This is a genomic window from Brucella sp. 22210 (genome assembly GCF_052045675.1).
In the GTDB taxonomy this organism is placed as follows: domain Bacteria; phylum Pseudomonadota; class Alphaproteobacteria; order Rhizobiales; family Rhizobiaceae; genus Brucella.
Genome location: NZ_JBQEPD010000062.1, coordinates 1 through 10,581, shown reverse-complemented (window position 1 = coordinate 10,581; position 10,581 = coordinate 1). Strand labels below are relative to the sequence as shown.

The following is a 10,581-nucleotide window of genomic DNA, read 5'->3' as shown; positions in this document are numbered from 1 at the left end:
CAACGTGTCGATACTCCTGAGACATAAGCCTGTCCTCAAGCCTGTGCTTGAGCCTTTCTGCTTATGCCGACTGTCCGGTCGAAATGGGCTGCAGTCCAGAATTACCCCCCCCCGGGATCGTGGCCAGGACGCTGACGTCCCGGGTGACGGTAGGTGAAGTTGCACACCGCCATGGTTTGCTTTCGAACCATGTATCGTCCTGGCGTACGCTTGCAAAACAGGGACGGCTGGCATTGCCTGCGCCGGACGATCCGGTGAAATCTGCAACGCTGATGGTTGGCACCGCTGAGAAAGCGTCGAGCGTCGATGGCGCTGCTCGCACGCGTCCGGAAATCATGGCGGGTGGGGTGACTATTCGATGGGACGCAGGCGCTTCGGGGGGAGCGGATCGCGTCGGTCGTACACGCTTTGGCTACTTGCCCGTGATGGTTTCTTCCAACCGGGTGCGTGATCAAGGTTGCGACAAAGCCCCCAGAAGGATTGCAGCCGTTGAAGCGTGCGGTATCGATTGTGGATCGCCCGGAAGGCGCGATAGTGTTTGTCATCTTGCGCCAGATCACGCAGGGTCCAGTTTTCGCTCGGAGCCATTATTGGTTGGCTCAACCGCTGCCGCCGTTTGGCAAAATATTGGGAGGACTCCATTGCTTCGTCAGAAGCCTGGATGTTCATATTATCCATTAGGAGAATCCCACGCCGCATCGCAAGCCTGCAATATTGAGCCGAGCTCTTAAGCAATTCCGGTGTATGATCACGAGGCTCTATTGGTCGGAAATTGTTTGCTGTTTCTTACCTGGCTCCCTTCTGCGCGGCTCCACGTGGTCAAGCATCCAGGTTGGCCCCACTACACGAATTTTGCGCTGGGACATTGTCGATATGGACGACGTAGAAGTATAGGCTGATACCTGCATGATAGAGCTTATTGCCGGGGCTATAGAGATGCTTGATGGACGCAATGGGGGCATTGGGCTCGGGAGGGGTATCCCCAGTTTCGCCGCCTTTTTTTCTTCTATTTGGCCGCGAACCGCATCAATATAACGGGCCCAGTCACATTTTTTGAATTCACCTTCTCGTTGATATTTATAGGCTGATGGCAGTTCGTCATAAGGCCGGCCGGTTTTGATCGAAACCATCTCGGCTGTTTCTTTACGAGGATCATTCAGCACATAAAGGTCGATATCCTCGGTTTCGCAGATGAAACGGCACTGTTCCAGGGCGGCGTCATCTCCGCCTTTCTGACGGTACTGAGAATTAGGGGACGGGAACAAATATCCATCCGATAACCGAACACAGTAGCGCAACGCCTTGCTTGCTCGTCGTCGCTGAGGTTGAAATTCACTGACGACTTTTATTTTTTCCTTGAAGGGTTTAGTAGTATAGCTATCGTCCCGATAGCTGACCTTGCGTGTCGGTTGTGACGCGGAGACCTGAATCATTTTTGGTTTTGTTCGTGTAACCGCAGTCCGGCAATGTGGTTTTGGGGGCTGGCCGGTTGCGCGCTGTAGCTCAGAGATACGATTTGTAATGTCGCGGCAAGCGTTAAAAAAGCCGCCATGGGATTCAGACGTGGTGCATCCTCGCGCGCTTAACATATTCCTAAGCGCTGCAAGCTGTCGCTGTTCTGCTAAACTTATGTTTGGAGAAGACGCCGCGCAAGTACCTGCCAATACACGTTCAGACCCTGGATACAATGTCAGCAGCGACATAAATAGCAGCAATGTCCATTTCACCATGTCGATATTCCGGTTCTAAATGTGTGCTGTAAAAGGGATGGATAAAACTGAGTATTCTGGCAGGGCCATTACGATTTAAAGTGCTTGTTCGAACATACGGTCTGGCGCCAATGAGCATGTCTGCGTAGTCGTTCAAACGTTCGAAATAGCTGGTTATTTTAGTCAGATAGTAAGTACTAGATTGCGGAATTATTGAATTTGATTTGAGACTATGAGTATCCTCGGAATTGTCTCGACGAGGGATGTTCCTTGAGATTAACGGGGAGCTTGCCGCCGGAGTTTTGCAGAAGCTTTATTAGTTCCTTGTGCAGCCAAATGTTCATTGCTGCTGCATTGCTTCCCTGAACAGCATAACCCCATTTTTGGGCAAGCTTTCTACGAGCTGGCAAAGAGGCGTCGAGATCTAATAATTTCATGAGATCAATCGCCGAGGTTCGCCAGTTGAGCTTCAGGTCATTTTGCGCTGCGAGATTATCCAGCAGTGCTTCGGTGTCTGCGTTTGCCTTTCGCGCCGCATCTGAAGTTTGTGCTGTGGAGGTGTTAATTTCTTGAGCCGCGAGGTCGTCGATCCGAGGATTTGCAGTTGCGCCCGCGACAAAAAAATTCTTAATAATATCTATAAAGCCCATTGCTTATCCTCCAGCTTATGACTCCTTCGGAGAACGGAATAGCTTATTGATAATAAGCCCGGCGATCATCTGAACCACCAGGCCAGAAATGCCACCGCCGACGAATTGTCCTGCAATAGCGGCCAGATCAAGCCCTGATCCAGCTGTAGCTGTGGCAGCAGCAGATCCGACGCCCAGAAGAGAACTGAACAACTGTCCGCCGGAAATGCCACCAACAGCACCCGCCAATGCATTTCCGAGGCTGCCGATATTGGAGTTCTGAACTGTTTTGCCCCCGACGGCTCCACCCAGGAGGCCGCCAATCAATTGAGGCGCCAGTTGCGCAAGAAGTGTTTCCATTGTTGCGTCCTTTCCCATGAACAAGGTTGAAGGGAAGACGAGCAGGCTATGCCTGCTCGTCTGCTTGGGAGGCTTATTAGTAATTCGAAGTACGGTTATGCTTCCAGTATCGTGCGTGACCCGTTGAGTAGTATGAGTTATTGCGAACCTGTACGGTCTTTGCGGTCCGAACCGTGTGGGTCGGCAGGTATTCGACCTTGTTGACATACTGGTTGCGCGTCACGAACCGTGGTCGTTCATAGACACGCGTTACCACATTTGTTCGCACGATCGGCTGTATATTCCTCACGGTCACAATGTTATTGACGTGCCGTACATATCGAGTTTTGTTGACGTTACGATAGCGTGTCACATTGTTGACCTGGCGAATGGTCTTATAGCGATAGACGGTACTTGAAGATGGCCTGACATCTACGCGGGATATAACCGTCTTTCCAGAGCGCAGGTGCTCAGTTGGTAACCAGTTCGTTTTGCTGGAATATCTGTTTTCCTTCAGAACAGCAGTTCGGTTGTGTACTCGGGTGACGGTATTGATGCGCGTTACGGGTTGAATACGGGTAACGTTCACGATGCGTTTGGTGTGAATAACGGTTTTTGGCCGTTCAATGTCTCTGTAACGCGTCACGTTGCGAACCTGACGAACGGTTGTTCCGTCGCGATACACAGTTGAGACATTTGTTGTCGGTGCATATCTGCGGTGCGATGCTTCGGCTGCATTTGTAGGCGTGATCGCTGTCATAGACAGACATGTAATGGATGTGAACGCCAGAAGAATTTTAAAAGCATTATTCATGGTCACTCTCCCGAAAAACATAGAATTTTGTTAATATACTTGTAATATTATAAAAATTCGCGATCTCATCCATCTAGACAGACTGATCATCGAAGAGTTGAGCTCGTCTACCGAGCATTATGGATAATAGCATCAGCGATTAATTTCTTCAATGCAGTAATAATTGATAAATATTTATGTAAGTGAATCAACTACAAGTAATTAATGAATTCATGAACTTCTTCTTATATTTACGAGAGTGAGCAGATCTTTATATTAGATACCACTTAATTGTTATCTATATTTATTTCTGATGGGGTTCGGTTTAGAGGTAATAAATACGCGCGAATTATCCAAAGTATGGAATATAACGATTTAAATTGGCTTGATCTTAAAATAGAAGTCGTACGTAAGAACCAGTAAAATTTTCATTTTAAGTAAAAATTTACCTTATTATGTCAGGATATTGCTTGCAGTGTTTTAAACGATACGGAACTGTGTGCTCGGTCGCTGCTACAATGTCGTGGTTGTATATATATAACGCATGTAATTATTGCGCGACTAAATGTTGCCATTGTCGTATTATATCGACCTGTTTCGCCTACCGTGTTCCTGCCATGACAAGGGACAAACGATTGGAACAATCGAGGCATGGTCGCCAGAACAATCGTAGGTAGAATTTAACAATTTGTGCAATCCGCCAACTGAAGTCGGCAAAATCCGCCTTCAAATTGTCTAGGTTCAATATTTCTGAATAGTCCAACATGTTGGCGCGACCGCAACCTCTTAATTGGAGCAATTTATGCGAGCCAAAATAATCTTTGAAATGCTCGGCAGCCTGTTCGTTTTTCTGATGATGGGCGTGGTCTCAGCGCCTGCCCAGACTTGCTCTGCTTCGGAGCTCGCGCTTTTGAAGCAAAAAGTGCCGGAAGGGTACCGGATTTATTCGCTATTGAAGGACAAACAGCAATTTCTAACCTGGTTGAAATGCGACGATAGTCAACTGGATCTGGCAACCGCTGTCCATGAATCTGTTCATGTTTTGACGGAAGAAAATGATGCCTATCCACTCATCAACGGAACGCTTATACCTCGTCCGCATGTGGTATCTGCATTCGCGCCACCCAAAAAAATCGCATCTGAAATGGTAAAAAACTTTGGGCCAGATGACTTGTTCATCTCAACTTATCTCCAACCTGGTGCCGCCTCATCCGCGGACGATTTCATGTTCCTCCTGGATGAGTTGAATGCTTATGGTCATGATTTAAATACAGCCGTCAAACTTCAAGGTCAGACTACCGTCGTACAACAAGTGGATCATCGAGACGGGCTGGCTGCGATGATGGCATTTGTCATCGCTTATACGCAAAAGTCTATGCGCAATGATCAGCAATCATGGCAGGGTTTGCAGAAGGAGACGATCATAAACTCCCTGGAGGCGATTTGGCGTCAGTCTGAAGGCGTGCTCACCAGCTCATGCGGCATTCCCAATTTTGGCACGTCAGATACAAGCTATATTGAATATATGTGTGAGACAAAAAATACGGCAGCCTTGACGACCATCCTGAAACGCGATCCGATCTGCCCGAAGAACTGTCTTGTCAAGCGAAATTATATCGGTCAGGACACACCGTCCTAATCCTGGTTTGCAAAGAGACAGGTGTTTCGTAGTTCTCGTGGCTCGTTTGTGAAAACGCGGCAGGCGCGAAAAGAATGCGAAACGGGATTTCCTTCAGTCGTGGACACCTGGTTGCGAGCGGGCTGTTCTCGGCATCGCCATTACATATATATATGTGTGGAATGCCGATTTGTGGTTCGGCAAATGGACATCATTGCTTCAGCCGGATCGGCGCGTATCGTCGTAAGGCTGATATTCTTGTCAATTATTAAGTACTGAGGGGAAGAGGGCCTGAGCCGAACCTAAAATTAAGTTGAGTGATTTCAGGAATTTATGATCCTCTGTACTTTACCAGGCAACTTTTCCTTCAAAGGGTTATCTCTTCCTGTTCGCAGACGCCAATTGCGACGATCCGGATAAACGGTTGCCGCATTTGATCCTGTCGCCGTCGAGGGCGGGCTGGTGCTGTAAGAAAATGTTTCTGCAGGCTCTTTTTCGCAGAATTATCCATATCCATTAAAAACATCTTGTTGATGAAAGGCATTATATACCATTATAATACCCCATGCTTAATAGTTTAATCGCATCTGGAGTAAGGTATTTTACATAATACTTATAGATGACATTTACAGGCTCTGAATTTCGGTTCGCATTTTAAATGACGTGTCCGGACTGATCTTTTGACAGAGTCACGGAGAAAGCACATGAAATCAGTTTTATTGCTTATCTGGTCAGGTCTCGCAGCGATAGTGGGCGGGGTGATGGTGGTGCACAAGGCACCGCAGATCCAAAATGACATACTTGAACGCACTTCCGAGACGATGAATTCCGTAAATCCGCTTGTTCAAACATTTGTTGACGGGAGGGATGTTCTGCTGCGGGGACCTGAACGGAACGAAGAGTCAAAGGCGCGCACATTGGCAACAGCACGCGAAGTATGGGGAGCGCTTGGGCCCGCCGACGGCTTATGGGTTTCGAATAGTGCGACTGCGCAGTCAGTTGTCAGTATTGAAAAAACCGCTGATGGCCAAATTCAAATGTCAGGAGCTCTATCTGCCGACGATCACTCCAATCTTGCGGCGGCAGTGGCTGCAAATTTCATGGGGCCAGTCAAGGACAACATCACGTCTACAAATGGCAAGGCGCAATTGAGTGAAATTGACCGAGTTGTCAAGGCTTTCGCGCTGCTTGATGCTGGTTCTTTGATCTGGCAGCCAGACCATTATACGCTTGCAGGGAAGACTGGGAAGCAATCAGTCGTAGAAACAGTTGCCTCCTTATCCACTGAGGGCGGACCTGAATGGCAAACTTTCATACAACATCTTGAGCCCACCGCTCAACAACCGGTCGAGCTAACGCCGGTGGCCCATTTCCTGGTTACAAGAGGCCTGGACAATTCGTTGATAGCGAGCGGCAATGTCGGTTCGAAGGCTCAAAAGGTGGCCATTCTAGAGAGACTGGAAACAGTCGCGAATGGTAAAATTGTTGACAACATCAAGATACGCGATCAAGGGTTACCTGAAAACTGGAGCGCACGTCTGATGACCGGGACCCAAGCCTTAATGGGGTTTCGCGCGGGGACTTTGCTATTAGATGGTTCAACGACGTTTCTGAACGGAACGGTCAATCCAGAGCAGATTGAAGATTTCAAATCCGCATTACCGTCGGATTGGCAGGTGAATATTCTTCCTGCCGCCCATAGTTCAGATCTTTTCCCGGTCTCCGGGGCTGGAGCTGCACCGAAGCCAGATGGTGTGACCAATGAAAATGTGCCATCCTTTTTCAATCAAAGCTCTCAAAATGCGAGCGGAGCTCCAGGTGACGTGACATGTAGTCGTGCGCTTTCTCTCACCTTCGCCCATACTGTTATTCATTTTGATACGTCTTCTGTAGAGATTGATAAGTCAAATATGGGTAAACTCAATTCTCTCTTTGAGATGATCAGGCCTTGTATAACCAGTGGGCATCTTAAAATTATAGGACATACGGATACCATAGGCGCAGAGAAACTGAATGATCGGCTCAGCTTGGCACGGGCACGATCGGTGAAGGCAGTTTTCCTTCGTGGAGGTTTCAATCCAGAAGACATTTCCGTGGAAGGGAAGGGGGGACGACAACCCGAAATTCCCAACACATCTGAAGCAAACCGGAGCCAAAACCGCCGGGTCACTTTTGATTGGCAAAGCAAATAATTTTTAGAAACAGGGGTTACCTCATGCCTTATCTGCTTACGCAAATGTGGCTCTATATGTTAGCTGCGTTTATGCTCGGTTTATCATTAGGATGGATATTGTGGGGACATCTTAAAAAGCAATTGTACGGACTGTCGCATGGCCTTCGAATTCTCGGGGAGGAACGCGATCGTTTTAGAAGTGATCTTGATGCATGTCGAAATGCATCTGCTACGCAAATACTCCAATCTATGCATCTGGCGGAGGAGGCTACTTCGCCTGTGGTTCCCCCAAAGGACAATCTGCGTCGCTTGATCGGAATAGGCCCGACAAATGAAAAGCTTTTAAACGATGCAGGTATAACCACTTATGCTCAGATTGCCGCATGGACGGCCGATGATGTCGCCGCGATCGAACGTCTCCTTAACTTTGGCGGAAGAGTAGAACGTGAAAACTGGGTTGAGCAGGCAAGGCTTCTGGCGGCGCACCAGGAAGAGGAATTCCTCCGACGGTTCCCCACTTCGTCCAGCATCACAAATACCTGATAGCCGTCTCAAAAGAAGCGGCTCGGCAAAATTGGACGGTAGTTTAAGTGGATTTTCTGCCTGAAAGCGGCGAGATAGCCGCAACAGGAGAATCAAGCTGAGCAAACGACCACGCCGGAACCACAGCCCGGCGTTCAAGGCCAAAGCAGCACTTGCCGCGCTGAAGGGTGAGCAAACGCTTGCGGAATTGGCACAGCAATTCGACGTGCATCCGAACCAGAGTCAGCCTCCGGTGGAGGCCGCAGGTCAGGCAGCTTGAGCGTTGACGGTCGGCGGCGTCCAATTCCACGGAAGCAACTGCTCCAGCCTGATAATCGGCGTGTCGGCGATGCGGGCAAGAACGTCGGCCAGCCACGCCGGCGGATCGATGTCGTTGAGCTTTGCCGTCATGATTAGCGTGGCCATGAAGGCTGCACGATCTGCACCGCGGTCTGATCCGGCGAAGAGCCACGACTTTCTGCCGAGCGCAAAGCCTCTGAGCGCTCGCTCGGCGGCGTTGTTCGTCAGGCAAATCCGGCCATCCTCCAGGAATGACGTGAAGCCATCCCATCGCTTGAGCATGTAATCGATCGCCTCGGCGACCGGAGAACTGCGCGACAGTTTTGCACGCTCGGTTTGAAGCCAAGCATGCAGATCGTCGACGAGCGGCAGGCTTTCCTTGCGGCGACGTTCCAGGCGTTGATCGGCCGTAAGCCCGTTGATCTCCCGCTCGATATCGAACAGGCCGTCGATCCGTTTGACGGCTTCGAGCGCCATAGGCGAGATCGGCGCGGCGTTCTTTCCACGCTTGGCGTTCGCATTAATGTCTGCGAGCACGAAGAACTTGCGACGCGCGTGTGCCCAACAGAGTGCCTGGGTCAGCGGATTTGGATCGCGATCACCCTTGAACAGCGGATTGTAGCCACCATAGGCGTCCGCCTGCAGAATACCGGTGAAGGTCTTCAGGTGGCGCTCCGGATGCTCCTGCCGTCGATCCCGCGAGGCATAATAAAGGGCGGCCGGCGGTGAGAGGCCTCCGAACGGCCGATCATCCCGGACATAAGTCCAGATGCGGCCCGTATCGGTCTTTCCCTTGGCCAGGATCGGCACTGTCGTGTCGTCACCATGCAGGCGCTCAGCGGCAAGAACATGCGCTTCGATCAGACAATGAAGTGGCTTCAACGTCGCGGCGCAAGCTCCGACCTGATCTGCAAGCGTCGATAAACTAAGGTCGACGCCCTCACGAGCATAGCGTTCGCTCTGACGATTGAGCGGCTGGTGCTGGGCAAACTTCTCGAACAGGATCATCGCCAGCAGGTTTGGCCCGGCAAAGCCGCGTGGCGTTACATGGAAGGGAGCCGGTGGCTGCGTGATCTTCTCGCACTCGCGACAGGTAAACTTCTCCCGTACCGTCTGGATGACCTTCCACTGGCGCGGGATGACCTCCAGGGTCTCGGTGATGTCCTCGCCAAGCTTCGACAATTTGGCCGATCCGCAGCAGGCGCAATTGGCGGGAGCGGCGATGACGATGCGCTCGCGTGGCAGATGTTCGGGAAAGGGCTTGCGTGACGGACGCCTGCGCTCGAAGGCTTTGACGGTTGAAGCTTTGGCTGCGATCTCCGCGGCCAGTTCATCTTCACCGGCGTCCGCTTCCAATTCCTCGAGTTGCAGTTCCATCTGCTCCAGGAGCCGCGCCTTGCGCTCGGACCGGCTGCCGTAGAGTTCACGGCGGACCTTGTCGATCTCCAGCTTCAGCCGAGCGATCAGCGCTTCGGAATGCGATACGAGTGCCTTTGCACTGGCGGCTTCTGCCTTGGCGGTTGCCGCTTCTGCTTCGGCTGTAACACGTCGAGCGCGTTCCTGGGCCAGCAGTGCAAGGGCACTGGCAAGGTCGTCCGGAAGCTCTTCGGTCGCGTCGCTCATGACAGGATGGAATCATATTTGACCCCATCATTCCAGTGTTTTTGCTCATCCGGCCGACGTCGGCCGCCAGGTCTTTTGCGGCATCCGCCAGTCGATACCTTCCAGCAGATAACCGAGCTGCGCAGGTGTGATCACCACCGTGCCATCGGCCGCTGATGGCCAGATGAAGCGGCCACGCTCCAGCTTCTTCGTGAACAGGCAAGCGCCCTGGCCGTCATGCCAGATCACCTTGATCAGGCCACCGCCGCGGCCGCGGAATACGAACAGGTGTCCACACATCGGGTCACGCTTCAGCGCCTCCTGCACCATCAACGACAGACCGGGGAAGCCCTTGCGCATGTCCGTATAGCCCGTGGCCAGCCAGACCTTCACGCCAACAGGAACCGGGATCATCGCAGACCCAATACGCAATCGAGAATCCGGCCAAGCGCGTCCGTGTCAATATCACTATCCACGCGGACCCGACGGCCCCGGCCGAGCTCGATCGTTACATCGCTGCGCTTCCGACGAAGATGGGATGTGGTGGGCGCTTCCAGCTGAACGGGAGAGACTGTCGAAGCGGCCTCGGATACGATCACCGGCACCAAAGTCGCCGTATCAGACCTTGGCTCCTCGATCCGGCAAAGCTCTTTGCGCCAACGGAACAACTGGCTGACATGGATGCCGGCCGCGCGGGCAATCTCGGAGACTACCGCGTCCGCCTTAAAGCAGGCAGCGACGAGGCGCTCTTTATCTTCGCGTGACCAGCGCCGACGGCGCTCCACGGACGTGATCACCTCAATTGAATGCTTCGTCATATGACTACTCCTAGTGTTACCACTAGGACTGGCAGTCAGAAGGCCGTCATCGCAAGACGGCCTTCACCGTGGGCTTAC

General features: G+C 51.5%; 11 protein-coding genes and 1 pseudogene. 4 read left to right on the top strand and 8 right to left on the bottom strand.

Annotation, left to right across the window (positions count from 1 at the left end; all coding sequences use genetic code 11):
* Window positions 1-351: 351 nt before the first annotated feature.
* The 5 genes from ACTJKP_RS25305 to ACTJKP_RS25285 form a co-directional block, all read right to left on the bottom strand.
* Window positions 352-678, bottom strand: a complete 327-nt coding sequence (locus ACTJKP_RS25305; protein ID WP_440632641.1) for a hypothetical protein — start codon at window positions 676-678, stop codon at window positions 352-354.
* An 80-nt stretch (window positions 679-758) separates the two neighbouring features.
* Window positions 759-1,730 (bottom strand): DUF2865 domain-containing protein, encoded by a 972-nt coding sequence (locus tag ACTJKP_RS25300; protein ID WP_440632640.1) that lies wholly within the window; start codon window positions 1,728-1,730, stop codon window positions 759-761.
* A gap of 209 nt (window positions 1,731-1,939) precedes the next feature.
* A complete protein-coding gene (locus tag ACTJKP_RS25295) occupies window positions 1,940-2,359 on the bottom strand; it encodes a DUF3597 domain-containing protein (protein WP_440632639.1) in 420 nt (139 codons plus the stop codon).
* Between the two features lie 15 nt (window positions 2,360-2,374).
* Window positions 2,375-2,698 carry a hypothetical protein gene (locus ACTJKP_RS25290; RefSeq protein ID WP_440632638.1) on the bottom strand — a complete coding sequence of 108 codons (324 nt, stop codon included), beginning with the start codon at window positions 2,696-2,698 and terminating at the stop codon, window positions 2,375-2,377.
* A gap of 76 nt (window positions 2,699-2,774) precedes the next feature.
* Window positions 2,775-3,491 carry a hypothetical protein gene (locus tag ACTJKP_RS25285; RefSeq protein WP_440632637.1) on the bottom strand — a complete coding sequence of 239 codons (717 nt, stop codon included), beginning with the start codon at window positions 3,489-3,491 and terminating at the stop codon, window positions 2,775-2,777.
* A 781-nt stretch (window positions 3,492-4,272) separates the two neighbouring features.
* On the opposite strand from ACTJKP_RS25285, the gene ACTJKP_RS25280 reads away from it, so the two are divergent.
* The 4 genes and pseudogenes from ACTJKP_RS25280 to ACTJKP_RS25265 form a co-directional block, all read left to right on the top strand.
* A complete protein-coding gene (locus ACTJKP_RS25280; RefSeq protein ID WP_440632636.1) occupies window positions 4,273-5,109 on the top strand; it encodes a hypothetical protein in 837 nt (278 codons plus the stop codon).
* A gap of 683 nt (window positions 5,110-5,792) precedes the next feature.
* On the top strand, window positions 5,793-7,280 hold the full coding sequence (locus ACTJKP_RS25275) for an OmpA family protein (RefSeq protein WP_440632635.1): 1,488 nt from the start codon (window positions 5,793-5,795) through the stop codon (window positions 7,278-7,280).
* A gap of 23 nt (window positions 7,281-7,303) precedes the next feature.
* Complete coding sequence (locus tag ACTJKP_RS25270) at window positions 7,304-7,804, top strand: hypothetical protein (RefSeq protein WP_440632634.1); 501 nt, start codon at window positions 7,304-7,306, stop codon at window positions 7,802-7,804.
* 97 nt (window positions 7,805-7,901) lie between these two features.
* A pseudogene (locus ACTJKP_RS25265) lies at window positions 7,902-8,024 on the top strand (IS3 family transposase); the annotation flags it as partial.
* A gap of 26 nt (window positions 8,025-8,050) precedes the next feature.
* On the opposite strand, the gene ACTJKP_RS25260 reads toward ACTJKP_RS25265, so the two are convergent.
* From ACTJKP_RS25260 to tnpA, 3 genes are read right to left on the bottom strand one after another with little or no spacing between them, the layout of a single operon-like run.
* Window positions 8,051-9,706, bottom strand: coding sequence for an IS66-like element IS66 family transposase (locus ACTJKP_RS25260; RefSeq protein WP_440632460.1), 1,656 nt, complete (start codon window positions 9,704-9,706; stop codon window positions 8,051-8,053).
* A 45-nt stretch (window positions 9,707-9,751) separates the two neighbouring features.
* Window positions 9,752-10,117 carry an IS66 family insertion sequence element accessory protein TnpB gene (gene tnpB / locus ACTJKP_RS25255; protein ID WP_440632461.1) on the bottom strand — a complete coding sequence of 122 codons (366 nt, stop codon included), beginning with the start codon at window positions 10,115-10,117 and terminating at the stop codon, window positions 9,752-9,754.
* Window positions 10,096-10,503 carry an IS66-like element accessory protein TnpA gene (gene tnpA / locus ACTJKP_RS25250; RefSeq protein ID WP_440632462.1) on the bottom strand — a complete coding sequence of 136 codons (408 nt, stop codon included), beginning with the start codon at window positions 10,501-10,503 and terminating at the stop codon, window positions 10,096-10,098. The genes tnpB and tnpA overlap by 22 nt, the downstream gene beginning before the upstream one ends.
* Between the last annotated feature and the right edge of the window lie 78 nt (window positions 10,504-10,581).

Bases quoted from the DNA above. Each gene is read 5' to 3' on its own strand.
- ACTJKP_RS25275 (WP_440632635.1), top strand. From the start codon at position 5,793: ATGAAATCAGTTTTATTGCTTATCTGGTCAGGTCTCGCAGCGATAGTG.
- ACTJKP_RS25290 (WP_440632638.1), bottom strand. From the start codon at position 2,698: ATGGAAACACTTCTTGCGCAACTGGCGCCTCAATTGATTGGCGGCCTC.
- ACTJKP_RS25260 (WP_440632460.1), bottom strand. From the start codon at position 9,706: ATGAGCGACGCGACCGAAGAGCTTCCGGACGACCTTGCCAGTGCCCTT.
- tnpA (WP_440632462.1), bottom strand. From the start codon at position 10,503: ATGACGAAGCATTCAATTGAGGTGATCACGTCCGTGGAGCGCCGTCGG.
- ACTJKP_RS25295 (WP_440632639.1), bottom strand. From the start codon at position 2,359: ATGGGCTTTATAGATATTATTAAGAATTTTTTTGTCGCGGGCGCAACT.
- ACTJKP_RS25270 (WP_440632634.1), top strand. From the start codon at position 7,304: ATGCCTTATCTGCTTACGCAAATGTGGCTCTATATGTTAGCTGCGTTT.
- ACTJKP_RS25280 (WP_440632636.1), top strand. From the start codon at position 4,273: ATGCGAGCCAAAATAATCTTTGAAATGCTCGGCAGCCTGTTCGTTTTT.
- ACTJKP_RS25305 (WP_440632641.1), bottom strand. From the start codon at position 678: ATGGATAATATGAACATCCAGGCTTCTGACGAAGCAATGGAGTCCTCC.
- ACTJKP_RS25300 (WP_440632640.1), bottom strand. From the start codon at position 1,730: ATGGTGAAATGGACATTGCTGCTATTTATGTCGCTGCTGACATTGTAT.
- ACTJKP_RS25285 (WP_440632637.1), bottom strand. From the start codon at position 3,491: ATGAATAATGCTTTTAAAATTCTTCTGGCGTTCACATCCATTACATGT.